This window comes from Sodalis sp. RH15, assembly GCF_047324255.1.
Lineage (GTDB): Bacteria > Pseudomonadota > Gammaproteobacteria > Enterobacterales > Enterobacteriaceae > Acerihabitans > Acerihabitans ligni.
Map to the genome: position 1 here is coordinate 4756187 of NZ_CP178738.1, position 16669 is coordinate 4772855.

The 16669-nt window shown below is 51.3% G+C and carries 15 protein-coding genes and 4 tRNA genes; 5 read left to right on the top strand and 14 right to left on the bottom strand.

The window, feature by feature from the left end:
• Nucleotides 1-2: 2 nt before the first annotated feature.
• Nucleotides 3-1160, top strand: coding sequence for a bifunctional chorismate mutase/prephenate dehydratase (gene pheA / locus ACL2XO_RS21625; RefSeq protein WP_132926234.1), 1158 nt, complete (start codon nt 3-5; stop codon nt 1158-1160).
• 182 nt (nt 1161-1342) lie between these two features.
• On the opposite strand, the gene tyrA is transcribed toward pheA, so the two are convergent.
• Together tyrA and ACL2XO_RS21635 are read right to left on the bottom strand one after the other, a co-directional pair.
• Entirely contained in the window at nt 1343-2464 is a 1122-nt protein-coding gene (gene tyrA / locus ACL2XO_RS21630) for a bifunctional chorismate mutase/prephenate dehydrogenase (protein WP_132926232.1), read from the bottom strand.
• 5 nt (nt 2465-2469) lie between these two features.
• Nucleotides 2470-3546: a 3-deoxy-7-phosphoheptulonate synthase gene (locus tag ACL2XO_RS21635; RefSeq protein WP_413725404.1), complete on the bottom strand. Its 1077-nt coding sequence runs from the start codon at nt 3544-3546 to the stop codon at nt 2470-2472.
• 588 nt (nt 3547-4134) lie between these two features.
• On the opposite strand from ACL2XO_RS21635, the gene ACL2XO_RS21640 reads away from it, so the two are divergent.
• Entirely contained in the window at nt 4135-4488 is a 354-nt protein-coding gene (locus ACL2XO_RS21640) for a DUF2799 domain-containing protein (protein WP_413741500.1), read from the top strand.
• Nucleotides 4489-4866: 378 nt separating this feature from the next.
• Complete coding sequence (locus tag ACL2XO_RS21645; RefSeq protein ID WP_413741501.1) at nt 4867-6723, top strand: hypothetical protein; 1857 nt, start codon at nt 4867-4869, stop codon at nt 6721-6723.
• Nucleotides 6724-6788: 65 nt separating this feature from the next.
• Here ACL2XO_RS21645 and rplS read toward each other — a convergent pair whose 3' ends face one another.
• The 5 genes from rplS to ffh form a co-directional block, all read right to left on the bottom strand.
• Nucleotides 6789-7136 carry a 50S ribosomal protein L19 gene (gene rplS, locus ACL2XO_RS21650; protein WP_132926226.1) on the bottom strand — a complete coding sequence of 116 codons (348 nt, stop codon included), beginning with the start codon at nt 7134-7136 and terminating at the stop codon, nt 6789-6791.
• Nucleotides 7137-7202: 66 nt separating this feature from the next.
• Entirely contained in the window at nt 7203-7955 is a 753-nt protein-coding gene (trmD, locus tag ACL2XO_RS21655; RefSeq protein WP_132926224.1) for a tRNA (guanosine(37)-N1)-methyltransferase TrmD, read from the bottom strand.
• Between the two features lie 38 nt (nt 7956-7993).
• Nucleotides 7994-8542, bottom strand: coding sequence for a ribosome maturation factor RimM (rimM, locus tag ACL2XO_RS21660; protein ID WP_203524814.1), 549 nt, complete (start codon nt 8540-8542; stop codon nt 7994-7996).
• An 18-nt stretch (nt 8543-8560) separates the two neighbouring features.
• Entirely contained in the window at nt 8561-8809 is a 249-nt protein-coding gene (rpsP, locus tag ACL2XO_RS21665) for a 30S ribosomal protein S16 (RefSeq protein WP_132926220.1), read from the bottom strand.
• A 168-nt stretch (nt 8810-8977) separates the two neighbouring features.
• The gene (gene ffh / locus ACL2XO_RS21670) at nt 8978-10339 is read right to left on the bottom strand and encodes a signal recognition particle protein (RefSeq protein WP_413741502.1); all 1362 of its coding nucleotides are present in this window, start codon (nt 10337-10339) and stop codon (nt 8978-8980) included.
• A gap of 166 nt (nt 10340-10505) precedes the next feature.
• Here ffh and ACL2XO_RS21675 point away from each other — a divergent pair, with 166 nt between their 5' ends.
• Both ACL2XO_RS21675 and ACL2XO_RS21680 read left to right on the top strand, forming a co-directional pair.
• Nucleotides 10506-11297 (top strand): inner membrane protein YpjD, encoded by a 792-nt coding sequence (locus ACL2XO_RS21675; RefSeq protein WP_132926216.1) that lies wholly within the window; start codon nt 10506-10508, stop codon nt 11295-11297.
• A gap of 52 nt (nt 11298-11349) precedes the next feature.
• Nucleotides 11350-12642, top strand: coding sequence for an HlyC/CorC family transporter (locus tag ACL2XO_RS21680; protein ID WP_132926214.1), 1293 nt, complete (start codon nt 11350-11352; stop codon nt 12640-12642).
• 59 nt (nt 12643-12701) lie between these two features.
• On the opposite strand, the gene luxS is transcribed toward ACL2XO_RS21680, so the two are convergent.
• The 7 genes from luxS to ACL2XO_RS21715 all read right to left on the bottom strand — a co-directional run bounded on the left by luxS (nt 12702) and on the right by ACL2XO_RS21715 (nt 16555).
• Nucleotides 12702-13217, bottom strand: a complete 516-nt coding sequence (luxS, locus tag ACL2XO_RS21685; protein ID WP_203524815.1) for an S-ribosylhomocysteine lyase — start codon at nt 13215-13217, stop codon at nt 12702-12704.
• A 161-nt stretch (nt 13218-13378) separates the two neighbouring features.
• A complete protein-coding gene (gene gshA / locus ACL2XO_RS21690) occupies nt 13379-14941 on the bottom strand; it encodes a glutamate--cysteine ligase (protein WP_413741503.1) in 1563 nt (520 codons plus the stop codon).
• Nucleotides 14942-15135: 194 nt separating this feature from the next.
• Complete coding sequence (yqaB, locus tag ACL2XO_RS21695; protein WP_132928018.1) at nt 15136-15702, bottom strand: fructose-1-phosphate/6-phosphogluconate phosphatase; 567 nt, start codon at nt 15700-15702, stop codon at nt 15136-15138.
• Between the two features lie 201 nt (nt 15703-15903).
• Nucleotides 15904-15980: transfer RNA gene (locus ACL2XO_RS21700), tRNA-Arg, on the bottom strand.
• 159 nt (nt 15981-16139) lie between these two features.
• Nucleotides 16140-16216: transfer RNA gene (locus tag ACL2XO_RS21705), tRNA-Arg, on the bottom strand.
• Between the two features lie 160 nt (nt 16217-16376).
• Nucleotides 16377-16453: transfer RNA gene (locus ACL2XO_RS21710), tRNA-Arg, on the bottom strand.
• A gap of 9 nt (nt 16454-16462) precedes the next feature.
• Nucleotides 16463-16555: transfer RNA gene (locus ACL2XO_RS21715), tRNA-Ser, on the bottom strand.
• Nucleotides 16556-16669: the final 114 nt, after the last annotated feature.

A 16669-nucleotide genomic window follows, 5' to 3' on the forward strand; every position in this document is an offset into this window, starting at 1 on the left:
ATATGAGTGACAACCCATTATTAGCGCTACGGGAGCGCATCAGCGCGCTGGATTTGAAACTATTGTCGCTGCTGGCGGAAAGACGCGAACTGGCGCTGGAGGTCGCGCGCAACAAATTGACCACTCACCGGCCCATTCGCGATAAAAGCCGTGAGAGCGATATGCTCGGACAGTTGGTGGAAGAAGGCAAAAAACGCAATCTCGACGGGTTTTATGTCACGCGCCTGTTCCAGCTGATTATCGAGGATTCGGTGCTGACGCAGCAGGCGTTGTTGCAATCGAATTTAAACCAGACCATTGAACGCTCGGCGCGCATTGCCTTTCTCGGACCGAAGGGCTCCTACTCCCATTTGGCCGCGCGGCAATACGGAGCGCGTTATTTCGATCAGGTGGTAGAGTGCGGCTGCCTGAAATTCACCGACATTGTGCAGATGGTGGAAACCGGTCAGGCCGACTACGGGGTGCTGCCCATTGAAAACAGCAGTTCCGGTTCAATCAACGATGTTTACGATCTGTTGCAGCACACCAATTTGTCATTGGTGGGGGAACTGACCAATCCTATCGATCACTGCATGCTGGTGGCCGGCGAGAGCACCCTGGAGCAAATCGAGGTGGTGTACAGCCATCCGCAGCCCTTCCAGCAGTGCAGTCAATTTATCGCCCGCCATCCGCAGTGGAAAATTGAATATTGCGAAAGCACCGCCGCTGCCATGGAAAAAGTGGCGGCGCTGAATTCACCCAAAGCGGCCGCCCTTGGCAGCGGTCCCGGCGGAGCGTTGTACGGTTTGCAGGTGCTGGAGCAGAATCTGGCCAATCAGCAGCAGAACTTCACGCGTTTTATTATTCTCGCCCGTAAAGCCATTGAGGTTTCGGAGCAGGTGCCGGCTAAAACCACCTTGATTATGGCCACCGGCCAGCAATCCGGCGCGCTGGTGGAAGCGTTGCTGGTGCTGCGTGATCACGGCATCGTGATGACCCGCCTTGAATCACGCCCCATTAACGGCAACCCGCGGGAAGAGATGTTTTATATCGATGTGCAGGCTAACCTGCGCGATGGGGCGATGCAAAAAGCCCTGACGGAATTACTGGCCATTACCCGTTCCCTTAAAGTTCTGGGCTGCTATCCCAGCGAGAATGTGGTACCGGTGGATCCCAGTTAGCCGCATAGCCAAGGGCATTGAGGTTGCCTGGGGCATTAAGTCTGGAAATAGCCGGGCAATCGATAATCGGGAGAACCGCTTACGCGGTGCTCCCTAACCCGGCATCGGGGCACTGGCAACCGTTGCAGTAGATATGACGATGGGCGGCATTTGACACTGCCGCCCACCAAGACCTACCGGCGCTACCGGCGGCTGTCGTTGGCCTGGCGCAGCAGCAGGCGGCTCTCCTCCAGGAAACGTTGCGCATAGCTGCCGAACCAGCGTTCAATTTTTTTGAAACGGGCAATAAAAGCGTCTTTATCACCTTGTTCCAACAGGGTAATGGCTTCGCCAAAACGCTGATAATAGCGTTTGATTAGCGCCAGGTTGCTTTCGGAAGACATGATGATATCGGCGTAGAGCTGCGGATCCTGGGCGAATAAGCGGCCAATCATGGCCAATTCCAGCCGGTAGATGGGGGATGAGAGCGCCAGCAGCTGCTCCAGCTGGACATTCTCTTCCGCCAGATGCATACCGTAGGCAAAGGTGGCGAAATGACGCAGCGCCTGGATAAAGGCCATATTCTGGTCATGTTCCACCGCGCTGCTGCGGTGCAGGCGCGCGCCCCAGACCTGTATTTGCTCCAGCAGCCATTGATAGGCCTCCGGCTGCCGGCCGTCGCAATAGACCACCACCTGCTTTGCCAGGCTGCCGCTGTCGGGACCGAACATCGGGTGCAGCCCCACGACCGGGCCGGGATGAGCCGCCAGCATCGCTTGCAGGGGCGCATTTTTTATCGATGCGACATCAAGCAAAATGCAGTCTTCCGGCAGCGGCGGCAGGCGTTCGATAACCTCCACGGTGAGATGGATGGGCACGCTTACAATGACCATGCCCGCATCCGCCAGCAGAGACTCCGCCCGGGGCCAATCCTCCTGCTCCAATATTCTGACCTGATAGCCTGACAGCCCCAGCATCTTTTCAAACAGCCGCCCCATCTGCCCCCGGCCGCCGACGATCACCACCGGACGCAAATGGGGGCAAAGGGTTTTGAACCCTTTGTCGTTTTCGTGGCTGTAAGACTCGCGCATGACCCGTCTTAACACATCTTCAATCAAATCGGGGGGAACCCCCTGCGCTACGGCTTCATCGCGGCGTGACGCCAGCATGGCCGCTTCGCGGTCCGGTGCATAGATAGGCAAGCCGTAGCGGCTTTTAACCTCGCCCACCTCTGCCACCAGTTGCAGGCGCTTGGCCAACAATGCCAGCAGCGATTTGTCCACTTCATCAATTTGATCGCGTAATGCGTTCAGCTCGGCAACCATACGTCTTATTCTCCCGACAATCGTCCTGTCAAAACGTCGCGCAACTCATCGTGCATCTGTCGTAACAGTGTATCGGTACTTTGCCAGTTGATACAGGCATCCGTGACCGAAACGCCGTATTGCATCGCGCTGCGCGGTTGATCGGATGATTGATTGCCTTCATTAATATGGCTTTCCAGCATCAGGCCGATGATGGAACGGTTTCCTTCCTTGATTTGCGACAGTACCGATTGTGCCACTTCCGTCTGGCGGCGGTAGTCTTTATTAGAATTGCCGTGGCTGCAATCAATCATCAGGGCCGCGTTCAAACCGGCTTTGGCCATCTGCAGCTCGCAGTCGAGAATATCTTCGCGATGGTAGTTAGGCTGTTTGCCGCCGCGCAGGATCACGTGGCCGTCCGGATTCCCCCGGGTTTGCAACAGGCTCACCTGCCCCGCCTGATTGATGCCTAAAAAACGGTGCGACATGGCGGCGGCGCGCATGGCATTGATGGCGGTGGCCAGACTGCCGTCGGTGCCGTTTTTAAACCCCACCGGCATCGAAAGCCCCGACGCCATTTCCCGATGGGTCTGCGATTCGGTGGTCCGCGCCCCGATGGCCGACCAGCTGAACAGATCGCCGACATATTGCGGACTATTGGGATCCAATGCTTCGGTGGCCAAAGGCAGGCCCAGGCGCACCAGTTCCAGCAACAGGCCGCGGGCCATTTTCAGCCCGGCTTCAACTTCAAACGAACCGTCCATGTACGGGTCGTTGATAAGCCCCTTCCAGCCCACGGTGGTGCGCGGCTTTTCGAAATAGACCCGCATGACGATAAAGAGCTGGTCGCTTAATTCTTCTGACAGCGCTTTAAGACGACGGGCGTAATCCAGGGCGGAATCGGGGTCGTGTATGGAACAGGGACCGCAGACTACCAGCAGGCGCGGATCCCGGCCGTGTATGATATCGGCAATGGTTTGACGGGACGTGGCGATGGATTGCTGTTCCTGCCGGGTCAAGGGTAGCTGCCGTTTCAGTTCTTCCGGGGTAATCATCACCTGCTCGTCGATGATATGCACATTATTGAGCGCGTCTTTTTGCATGATACTGTCCTGACCCATATTGCCTTGCCAAAGTTTCTGACGGTAAAGGTTATCTGGCTGAAGATTGCCGATGAAAGAGAGTTAACGCAAAATAACCTCTTCAGCAATGAACCATGCCGTATATCGTAAAGTCATCACCCGCCGTCAGCGTATGGCACATACGATACCACAGCACGTAAAGTTTTCAATCCATAAGTGTAAATATAATAGTACTACCTGTACTCATTTTCGACACGCGGCAAATCAAGGATTGGATCACGTGGGCAATAACCAATATCTCCCCATAAAGTATATATAAATTAATATATTACACAGCAATAAAATCGAATTTCTCTGCAGAAAAAAAGGCTTTACCGGCACTTGGCGGCGCTACAATAGAAGCCAGTGTAAACTTTAATTTACAGTAAAAGTACACGCAATTTACGCTAAGGGGATAGAGGGGAAATTGTTAATGCAAGGGTACGACGGCCGCCCTACCTGTTGTCAAGCACACCCCGGACAGCCTCTGCGTCCGCGAAAACCTGTCGCATAATACCGGGTTAACTCCTATCATAAACCATAACCATCCCGCATTAAGGTCCGGTGCCAATGAAAAAACCCGCCCTATGCACCCTGCTGTTTCTCCTGACAGGTTGTGGATCGACGTCTCCACCGCCGTCCACGGGGTCGGGTGGTTCACAATGGTTTCAAGCGGGTTATCACGACGCGTTGGCGGGGAAAATCGTGCGCGACAATAATACGCTGGCTGAATGGTACGGCAACCCGCAAATCGACCGCGATGATTATTTGAAGGGTTATAGCTCGGGACAGTCTGAGATCTGCCTGCCGGACAAGATGTTGGCCTTAGGGAAGCAAGGACGTAAATTTCCCGCGGCTTGCGATGCCTCGGATAATGCGGAGCAGCTTAGGCAGGAATGGCTAAAGGGCCGGGATAAAGGATAGGCATGACCTGTTTGTCATATCGGCTTGCGAAGAGTGTCGAAATGACAATCCCACCCTAGCATAAATTCTTGCTTGGCTGATTTTATCCGCTGAGACTTGTGCTTGGAGCGCAACTCCCACCGCAGTGAACCTTTGTTTCCTAAAATAACATTTCTCTTATACGCATAGTCATATTTATAAAACCATCAACATAATTTTTAATCTAATATATTTATAAGTAATAAATTATGGGATTTATAAAACATCTCAAATTGAAAAAATAGTAAAAAACGCCTCCACCTCATGCTATTAAGAGGCTTTACATTGGTGTTACCATTTTTTAATATAGGGTGTCTCCCTTAAGCCTTAATGACCCTATCAATACCAAGAGATCACCCAATGCCTATATCAAATACGTTCAACGCTTCTATTCCATGGACAGTTTTACCGATGTCCACCTTCTCAGATTCCTTGCGCAATGAACAGCTGATAAAAAATATTCTCTGTCACTGCGAGCAGATAGTTGAATATACCGTTAAAAAAATGAGTGCATCTTCTACCATAAAGTTTTATAGGCTTGTCGCGGCGGGAGATCACTCCGGCGACTCACTTAGTTATCCCCACTATGATAAAGAATATATCAATTATGTTTATCACGATTTTTTGGAATCGGTTAATATTGAACAGGAAATTGCAGATAGAGAATTATCCTATGTTGAAGCACTGGTAAAATTTTTTCGTAAAGGCGTAGGAAAAATAGGAGAAGTAAATATCCTGATTGCACTACTTTTAAAGAGCACGCTGATAAAAACCCTTAAGAGTAATAATTATAATCAAACAGAAATTGACTTAATCGCACCCAAAATTTCCGTATTAAAAGCAATCACGGGAACGGGCGACTGCGTAGTGGTCAGATTGGAATTCTACGATTTTGATGGCTATAAGCACGGCTATATTATAGAACCCTTGTTAAATGAAATATACCAAGAAGAAGAAATACAGGCTAATTTCAAGAGATTGAACTTCCCTGCCTATGCTTCGGCCAATACAACCATGGAGATTGACAGGGTTTACACCGGCTATGTCAATGATCAAGAATTTCTTGCTTATTTTAGCATGTTATTGTCCCAACAATCTGATTCTAGTTTACGGAATGAATTGGTAATGCTCTGTTCCAAAGAGCAAGATAAATCTAGCTGGACCTCCAATGAAAAAAATCAGCATGAGATTAAATATCCAAATAAATTTTTTGCTGCTGCTAAAAACCGGACGCGCGTCATTATGACACCTTTGGATCAGCAACAGATAACCAGAGTTATAAAGAACATTATCAATATAGCGACGGAATGCATGGACTTTACACGTTCCATTATTTGTTATTCCAGCAGCCGTTCGGCTATTGAAATAGCACAGAAAGAGTCTTTTTACCTGACCAAGTCCGCTATTTGTGAACTTAAGAAGAATGTGAAAAATAGATTATTATTTAAGTATGATAATATTATCAAAAAAAATTTTTACTTCATGAAAATTCAGGATAATATTGAAATAGATTATATTATTCCTTATACAATAAATCTTATGCATAACACGCTCAACACCCGCTGCGGCAACTGTGGCGCATTTGCCATACTCACCGCGACGCTGTTAGCGCTCTTTTTGAGAAAAAACCTCCTTGCCCATGGTTATGATAACGAAACCATAGAATCCCTTCAATTAACCGTACAGTGCGTTACAGCGGTTGAATCAACGGGCGACCATGGCGCAGCGCGGCTTGATTTTGTAATTAACAATCGGAGACGTTCTATTATCTTCGATTCATTTGTTAATAAAATTTTTGAAATAAAAAACCTTAAGCAAGTCTATAGTGAATATGGACATAGTTGTTACATACCTGAAAATTTCGAATTTACAATAGATAAATCCCATGAAAAATTATTTATAAATCAGACTTTTCTGGATGCAATGGCAAAAATGTTATCAGACATGTTTGGCCTCGATTTTAACGACTACGGCGCGACGAGCCCATTCAAACAAGTAGAAGCGCTTAGTGAGGATAAACTCATAAAAWTKTYTGATAGCTATAAGCCCTGTGATGTTACGCAGAAATACGGCATCCCAGCCTATTGCGCGCGCGAAGCAAACACGCTTATCCCAGCAATGCTTTCCCAATCCTCGTCAGCTTTGTATCGGCTGCTAAGGGATATGGTTAGCCTTCCAGCAGCGTTATATCGGCATGCCGTCGAAGCAATGCGGTAAAAAAAGGCCGGCCCTTAGGCCGACCTTGATAACTTTTTGCTTTCGGATGTTGCGAAAGCGTACGCTTAGCCAAGGCGCTCTTTGATACGAGCGGACTTACCGGTACGTTCACGCAGGTAATACAGTTTGGCCTGACGAACGGCACCACGGCGTTTAACTGTTATGCTGTCGATAACCGGTGAGTGCGTCTGGAAAACACGCTCTACACCTTCGCCGTTGGAAATTTTGCGAACAGTGAATGCAGAATGCAGACCGCGGTTACGAATAGCGATAACCACGCCCTCGAATGCCTGCAGACGTTTTTTAGTACCTTCAACAACCCATACCTTGACTTCCACGGAATCACCCGGACGGAATGCAGGTACGTCCTGCTTCATCTGCTCTTCTTCAATCTGTTTAATTATGTTGCTCATAATAGGTCTCTTACCCTAGATAAACTGAGTGTTCGGGTTGTCAGCGACAAAGCTGCCATACCCCTATTAGTGTTGTCGCTCAAACTGATATTCCCGTTGGAATTCAGTCAGCAACTTTGCTTGCTCGTCAGTCAGAGCTAGGCTTTCCAGAAGTTCAGGTCTTCTAAGCCATGTGCGGCCCAGCGACTGTTTCAGGCGCCAGCGACGAATTTCAGCATGGTTGCCCGACAGCAATACCGGCGGAACTTCCATGCCTGCCAACACCTCGGGACGGGTATAGTGAGGACAATCCAGCAACCCCTCGGCGAATGAATCCTCCGCCGCCGATGCCTCGTGTCCCAGCACCCCGGGGATAAACCGGGAAACGGCGTCAATCAACGCCATGGCGGCCAGTTCGCCGCCGCTGAGCACATAGTCGCCAATTGACCATTCTTCATCAATTTCGGTGGCTATCAGGCGCTCGTCTATACCTTCATAACGGCCGCACACCAGGATTAACTTCCGGTTCGCGGCCAGCTCGCTCACACCTTGCTGATCGAGCTTGCGTCCCTGGGGGGAGAGATAAATCACCTTCGCCCCTTCGCCTGCCTTGTTTTTCGCCTCGTGAATCGCATCCCGTAAAGGCTGCACCATCATCAGCATGCCCGGTCCGCCGCCGTAAGGGCGTTCGTCCACGGTACGATGCCGGTCATGGGTGAAATCACGCGGACTCCAGCACTGCATATCCAGCAGGCCGTTTTTTACTGCCCGGCCGGTTACCCCGTAATCAGTAATCGCGCGGAACATTTCGGGAAACAGGCTGATTACCCCAATCCACATAACACATTCCACCCAGTATCACTGCTTGACATTCGGGGTCAAAAATTCGGATCCCATTCAACCTCGATGATATGAGCGTTGAGATCGACGTTCTTGATAACCTGCCCGTCGAGGAACGGAATCAATCGCTCCTGCATGCCGAAGGCATCTTTCAGGTTGGCCTTCACCACCATCACATCATTGGAGCCGGTTTCCATCATATCGATGACATTGCCGAGCTGATAACCCGAGGTGTTCACTACCTGACAACCCATAAGGTCTTTCCAGTAATAATCACCCGCTTCCAGCGGCGGCAATTGCGTTGAATCGACGACGATTTCACAATTCGTCAGCAGACTCGCGGCTTCCCGGTCTTCCATGCCTTTGATCTTTATGATCAAATCCTGATTGTGGTGTTTCCAGCCTTGCAGCTCAAGCTGCTGCCACTCGCCGCCCCGTTTGATAAACCAGGGCTGGTAGTCAAAAATACTTTCGGATTCTTCAGTGGAAGAAAACACTCTGAGCCAACCGTGAATACCATACGTCGACCCCAATTTACCCAGAACAACGGGCTTGGTGGGAATAGCGGTAAGGAGTTGTTTGCTCATAACGACCACCGCGACAGATTAAGCCGCTTGCTTAGCATCTTTGATCAGCGCGCTAACGCGATCGGAAACAGTTGCGCCCAGGCCGACCCAATGTTGGATGCGATCCAGATCCAAACGTAAGGTTTCCGCCTGACCGGTTGCGATCGGGTTGAAGAAACCAATACGTTCAATAAAGCGACCATCACGCGCATTGCGGCTATCGGTCACGACGATTTGATAGAACGGGCGTTTTTTTGCGCCGCCACGTGCCAAACGAATTGTTACCATAACATCCTCTTTAGTGAATAAAACAACCGGGCCCCATCGAGGAACGGGGTCCGGTTGCCGTATAAAAAGCCCCAAAATATTACTCGTTTTGGAGCAAAAAGCAATCTCTATACCCAATAGATTTCGAGTCGCGACAAGGCGGCAACGCGAAAGATGAAGGGTATACAGCTAGCGACCGGGGAATCCGGGCGGCATCATACCCTTCATGCCGCGCAGCATTTTCGCCATTCCCCCCTTCTTCATCTTCTTCATCATACGCTGCATATCGTCGAACTGTTTGAGCATACGGTTGACATCCTGAACCTGCAGCCCACAGCCGCTGGCGATACGGCGTTTACGCGAGCCTTTGATAATCTCCGGCTGCGCGCGCTCCTTAAGCGTCATGGAATGGATGATGGCCTCCATGCGGGTCAAGACGCTGTCGTCCATTTGCGATTTCACATTGGCCGGCAGCTGGCCTACCCCCGGCAGCTTGCTCATCATGCTGGCCATGCCGCCCATGCTGCGCATTTGTTTAAGCTGATCGAGAAAATCGGTTAAATCGAAGCCATCGCCTTTTTTCAGCTTATTGGCCAATTTTTCAGCCTGGGCGCGGTCTACCTTGCTTTCGATATCCTCAATCAGCGAGAGAACATCCCCCATGCCGAGGATGCGGCCGGCGATGCGGTCAGGATAGAACGCTTCAAGGGCCTCGGTTTTTTCGCCGACCCCCATGAATTTAATCGGTTTGCCGGTGATTTGACGAATGGACAGTGCGGCGCCGCCGCGGGCGTCGCCGTCAACCTTGGTCAGTATCACGCCGGTGAGCGGCAGCGCCTCGTTAAAAGCCTTGGCGGTGTTGGCGGCATCCTGGCCGGTCATGGCGTCCACCACAAACAGCGTTTCCACCGGCTTGATGGCCGAGTGGATCTGTTTGATTTCGTCCATCATGGCTTCATCGACGTGCAAGCGACCGGCGGTATCCACCAGCAGAACATCGTAGAATTTCAGCTTCGCGTGCTGCAACGCCTCGTTAACGATATCCAGGGGACGCTGTCCCGCGTCTGACGGGAAAAAATCCACCGCGACGGCCTGGGCCAAGGTTTCCAGCTGTTTAATCGCCGCCGGACGATAGACGTCCGCCGAGACCACCAGGACTTTCTTTTTGTGCTTCTCGCGCAGGTACTTCCCGAGCTTCGCCACGCTGGTGGTTTTACCGGCACCCTGCAGGCCCGCCATCAGCACCACGGCCGGCGGTTGGGCGGCCAGATTGAGCTCGTTGTTCTCGGCCCCCATGGCGGTGACCAGTTCGGTGCGGACGATTTTGACGAATTCCTGACCCGGCGTCAGGCTTTTGTTCACTTCCTGCCCGAGCGCGCTTTCCTTCACCCGGTTGATGAAATCACGCACCACGGGCAAAGCCACATCGGCTTCCAGCAGTGCCATGCGCACTTCACGCAGCGTTTCTTTGATATTGTCTTCTGTCAGGCGGCCCCGGCCGCTGATATTGCGCAATGAACGGGATAACCGATCGGATAAATTTTCAAACATCGTTCTCTACTCAACCTGAGGTCCGGCCGCGGCTGCGACATTATTACGGCCATTATAACACGAAGCAGCGACATATCGCTGCATTGACGACGAGAACGGTTGGTGCGGGGCGCCGCTAACGTTATACTGTGCGTTTCACTCTCTTTAGGTTAAGTCCCAAGCCGATATGTCCTGGATAGCCCTTCTGGCTTTTATTGCCTATGCATTAAGTCTTGGCCTGATTCTGCCGGGCATTTTGCGCAGGAACAGTGCTTACCGCCGTCTGGCGCTGCTGTCGGCCTTCGTGGCGCTGGTTAGCCACGCCTGTGCGCTCTATCTGCGGATTTTTTCGGTTCAGGCGGGGCAAAACCTGAGTCTGCTGAATATCAGCTCATTAGTCAGCCTGATGATTTGCATCGTGATGACCGTGGTGGCCACCCGCAACCGGGGCTGGTTCCTGCTGCCGGTGGTTTATATTCTGGCGATGATCCATGTGGCGGCCGCCACCATTATGCCGGGAGAATTCATTACCCATCTGGAGTCAACGCCGGGACTGCTGGTGCACATCGGACTGGCGCTGTTTTCCTATGCCGTGCTGATTATCGCCGCGCTGTATGCCGGCCAGCTGGCCTGGCTGGATCATTTGCTGAAGACCAAAAAATTGAGCTTCAGCGCTGATATGCCGCCGTTGATGACCATTGAGCGAAAGATGTTCCACATCACCCAGGTTGGTGTGATTCTGTTAACGTTGACCCTGGGCAGCGGCTTGCTGTATATGCAAAACATGTTCAGCGGCGAAAATCAGCATAAAGCGGTGCTCTCGATTGCGGCCTGGTTTGTTTATATTGCATTATTATGGGGTCATTACCATGAGGGTTGGCGAGGCCGCCGCGTGGTGTGGCTCAGCCTGCTGGGGATACTGTTGTTGACACTGGCCTACTTCGGTAGCCGCGTTTGGCAAAATGTCATGGCGGGCTGAACCACTGTCCGCAATCAGCCGTCACGTTTAACGCCTATAAGGAATTTCCACGTTGGAACATGTTTCGACCAGTACACTGATAATAATATTAGTCATTATGGTACTGGTGTCCGCCTATTTTTCCGGTTCGGAAACCGGGATGATGACCCTCAATCGTTATCGTCTGCGCCACCTGGCCAAACAGGGCAACCGCGGCGCCCGTCGGGTGGAAAAATTACTGCGCCGCACCGATCGTCTGCTGAGCCTGGTGCTGATCGGCAATAACCTGGTGAATATTCTCGCATCGGCGTTGGCGACCATTATCGGTATGCGGCTCTATGGCGATATCGGCGTGGCGATTTCCACCGGTGTCCTGACGTTTGTGATCCTGCTGTTCGCCGAAGTGCTGCCGAAAACGGTGGCGGCGCTCTATCCCGAACAAATCGCGCTGCCCAGCAGCCTGCTGCTGGTGCCGCTGCAAAAAATCATGCTGCCGCTGGTGTGGCTGCTCAATATTATCACCCGCATCCTGATGCGCATCATGGGCATAAAAGTCCCTTCCAATCTGAATGATGCCTTAAGCAAAGACGAGCTGCGTTCCATCGTGAACGAATCCCGCTCGCTTATCTCCCGCCGCAATCAGGACATGCTGATTTCAGTGCTGGATCTGGAAAAGGTCAGCGTCGGCGACATTATGGTCCCGCGCAATGAAATAGTCGGCATCAATGTTAACGATGAATGGCGCTCCATCATTCGCCAGCTTACCCATTCGCCCCATGGACGCATCGTGCTCTACCGGGATAATCTTGACGACGCCATCGGTATGCTGAGGGTGCGCGAAGCCTACCGCCTAATGACGGAAAAGCAGGAGTTCACCAAGGAAAACCTGCTGCGCGCCGCCGATGAAATATACTACATCCCCGAAGGCACGCCGCTGAATATTCAATTGGTCAAATTCCAGCGCAATAAGGAAAAGGTCGGGCTGATTGTCGATGAATACGGAGATATACAGGGTCTGGTGACGGTGGAAGATATTCTTGAAGAAATCGTCGGCGATTTCACCACCTCCATGTCGCCGACCCTGGCGGAAGAAGTTATCCCGCAAAGCGACGGCTCGGTATTGATTGAAGGCGGCGCCAATATCCGCGAATTGAACAAGGCCTTTAACTGGACGCTGCCCGAGGAAGAGGCGCGCACGGTGAACGGTATGCTGCTGGAGGCGTTGCAGGATATTCCGGAAGTGGGCACACACACCCAGATAGGCAATTACCAGATAGAGATTCTGGCGGTACAGGACAATATGATCAAGCAGGTGCGCATCACCCCCCTCAAAGCGTTTAAAGCGGGCGTGGAAGAAGCCGTTTAGCCCCCTGCATAAAACACCATCCTATAAAAAAGCCCTTCGCTAGAAGGGCTTTAGCTAACTTAGATATGCAGTTCCGCCAGTTTTTCTTTCGGCAGAGCCAGTTCTTCGTTGTGATTTACCCGAACGTCGCTATCGAGAATATGCCGGGCTATTTCCTGCGCTTCCGGCAGGGAGTGCATATGATAGGTTCCGCATTGATATTCGTTCAGTTCAGGGATTTTTCTCTGATCGGTTACCTTCAGCACATCTTCCATCGCGGCTTTCCATGCTTTGGCAACCCGGAGTTCATCCGGTGCGCCGATCAGGCTCATATAAAACCCGGTACGACATCCCATGGGGGAAATATCGACAATTTCCACGCCGTCGCCGTTGAGATGATTACGCATAAAACCGGCAAATAAATGTTCCAGAGTGTGAATGCCGCGTTCCGGCATAACCTCCAGATTTGGTCGGCAAAAGCGCAAGTCAAAGACAGTGATGGTATCGCCATGGGGGGTTTTCATGGTCTTAGCAACACGAACCGCTGGCGCCGCCATGCGGGTGTGGTCTACGGTAAAGCTATCCAACAGTGGCATATCGTCACCTCCTCTAAAAAATAATTAATTTTTTTACTGATCGTGGAAACTTTTTTACTGGCCGCGAGTCTGAATATATGAAAGACGCGCATTTGTTATCATCATCCCTGTCTTCAGAGATGTTTATTTGGCCACATATTCTGTGGCCTTTTCTTTATCATCTACTCGCCGTTCTGTTTGGCCAGATATTCATCAAAACTCAATGTATCCGCCGCCTCAAGTTCCCGCTGACGCTGCCATGAACGCGCCTGTTCCGCCGCCAACGCCTCTTCGGTCAAGATTTCCAGCGGCTCGTCGCACAGCATCCGGCGGTAATCATTGGCAAGCTTCATACCCAGCCCTCCGATACCATGCTCTCGCATGCCCTTTAATATCCGGGCGGAAAACGTTAGTTCAGGATCGTCGAAAGCCGCCACCAGATTATCGCTGGCCTGGCGGTAGAGCCGGTCATGATTATTGCTGTCGAGAATTTCCGCCACGCGCCGTAAATCCCTGAACAATTCTTTGCCCACGTCCGCCAGCGGCATCTGCGCCGCGCCGCAATCAACGCTTAGCATCAAGCCGGGTTTACGCCCTTCCAGAATGACGCTATTCCAATTGGTCCGGGTACACAACAGCTCTTGCGCACTCATTTCCGGCGCCTCGGCCAACGTACACCATATCAGGAAAAGATCCAGGAAGCGCGACTGTTGTTCATCGATACCGATAGGGGAAAAGGGGTTGATGTCCAGGGAGCGAACTTCGATATACTCGATGCCGCCGCGCTGCAAGGCGTTTGAAGGCGTTTCCCCCGGCCGGGTAATGCGTTTGGGACGGATTGGCGCGTAAAGTTCATTCTCAATTTGCAGGACGTTGGTGTTCAGCTGCAAATATTGCCCGTTTTTCTTCAGGCCGATGCGCTGATAATCCGCGGACGGAGTCTTGATGGCTTGTTTCAGGGCGGTAATATATTCAGGCAAACGGTTAAAGGTGATGCCCAATTGACTTTGCGACTTGCTGGTATACCCCAGGTCGCTTAACCGCAGCGAGGTGGCGTATGGCAGGTAGATCATGCCGGATTCGGCTTTTTCAAACGGCAAATTGGTCTTGCGCCCGTCAATAAATGACGAGCAGATTGCCGGCGACGCGCCGAACAAGTACGGGATGATCCAGCCAAAGCGATAATAATTACGGATCAAGCGCAGATAGCCGGCGGAAATTTCATCTTTTCCATCGATCTCGTCTTTGACGCCCGCGCGCGCCTGCCAGAATGCCAAGGGCAGCGAAAAATTGTAATGTACGCCGGAAATGGCCTGCATTAACGCGCCGTAGCGATTTTTCAGTCCTTCGCGATACAGGGTCTTGAAGCGGCCCTGGTTGGAGGAGCCATACTGCGCCAGCTCGATGGGCTGTGAGCTATCGATAAAACAGGGCATGCTCAGCGGCCACATGCGTTCGTCACCCAGATGGCGCGACACATGGCGGTGAATATCCCGCAAAAATGTTAATAGATGATCAACATCGTCATCTACCGGCGTAATAAATTCAAGCAGCGCCTCGGCAAAATCCGTGGTAATCCATTTATGTGTCAACGCCGCACCAAGGGATTCGGGATGCGGGGTCTGCGCCAAACTTCCATCGGCGGAAATACGCAACGTTTCACGTTCGACCCCCCGACGAATACCTTTTAATGCGTGGGGGTTGGCTTCCAGCCATGAAAGCGCTTTTGATACGTCCGGGATCAAATTGACCTCCCGCGGAAAAATTTGAATTGGGTTAGCATAATTGAATCTGCCCGTTTATGGCTATCTATCGTTATCATTAACGCATTTAACATCCGGCCCATATGTGTGCGAATGTGCTATACCGGGTCGCCGCGAGTGAAATACCCTCGGCTGGGCAGGCCCGTTTCGCCAAGAATAATACTGGCGGTTAACGATTAACGGCACCTTACATCAACATAGGCCATTGCTGCGGATTTTGCGGCCAAAATTCCAAAATCGGCATCTTCAAAAACGACGCATTTTTCCGGAACGACACCCATCAGTTCGGCGCAGCGCAAAAAGGTCTCAGGATGCGGTTTATGATGGCTCACGTCATCCGCCCCCACCACCGCAACAAAATAACTCAGCAACCCCAGATGTTCGAGCAACGCCACAGCCATGCTATGCTCGCTGCCGGTGCCAACCGCCATCGGGCGTTTGCCATAGTACTCTTTTACCACCGAGACCAGCGGCAGCGGCCTGACATATTCCAATAACATAGCCTTGACTGCCGCGGTTTTCTCACTGGCTAAGATATAGGGATCCATAGCGGCATGATGAGAGTCAATAATCGTTTTAGCAACAAGCCATGTTGGCGATCCATTTAACGATACCATCGCAGACTCATCGTACTGCATACCGTATTGCTTAAGGACGTGATGCCAGGCTTTGCGGTGGGTGGGCTCTGTATCGAGCAGCGTTCCGTCCATATCAAAGATCAGCCCATCGTATTGGTCGTACATCATCGCTTCCTGATACCCATAATAGGGCTTTACTGTAACGCAAAGTCATAACATTGTCTTTTTTTCCGTGAGGGAAACCCGTGAGTGAAAGCTGTCGGCGGCATTGGAGGAATTGCGGAGAAACGAGCGCGTTACGGCCACAGGGAATCATGGGAAAAGGTTGAGTCGCACGGCTGAAAGGGTTTGCAGATAAGAGCGAAATGGTGCATCCAGGAGGATTCGAACCTCCGACCGCTCGGTTCGTAGCCGAGTACTCTATCCAGCTGAGCTATGGATGCAATACGATGAGTGGTTTATAAAACCCGGAGCCCGCTTTACTGAGCAACCGTATCTCTCTGCTTGAATCATGTATTTTTGTTGATAAATAACAATATTCAGCTATTAGCGTTAATTGTTATTAACAAGCGTTTTCATACTGATATTAATCAAGGCGGAAATGGTGCATCCAGGAGGATTCGAACCTCCGACCGCTCGGTTCGTAGCCGAGTACTCTATCCAGCTGAGCTATGGATGCATTGTGTTTGATGGATAATAACCCAAGCGTTCGCTTTTGTTACTTGCCGCAAGATGCCGGCATAATCCAATGTATCTCCTAATAAACAATGATATTGTAACAACTAACATCGATTATTTTATTCACTACTTACCACTGATGGCGCTATTCCAACAGTGAATGGTGCATCCAGGAGGATTCGAACCTCCGACCGCTCGGTTCGTAGCCGAGTACTCTATCCAGCTGAGCTATGGATGCATTAATAAATGGCGGTGAGGGAGGGATTCGAACCCTCGATACAGCTTTTGACCGTATACTCCCTTAGCAGGGGAGCGCCTTCAGCCTCTCGGCCACCTCACCTACGCGCCGGTGTTAAAGCTCATCGGCACTGCGTGGCGCACATATTACTTTCCCGGCCTGATAAGTCAAACAATTTTTCCCGTCTGTGAAGCGTTTGCCTAAATCCCATGCAAC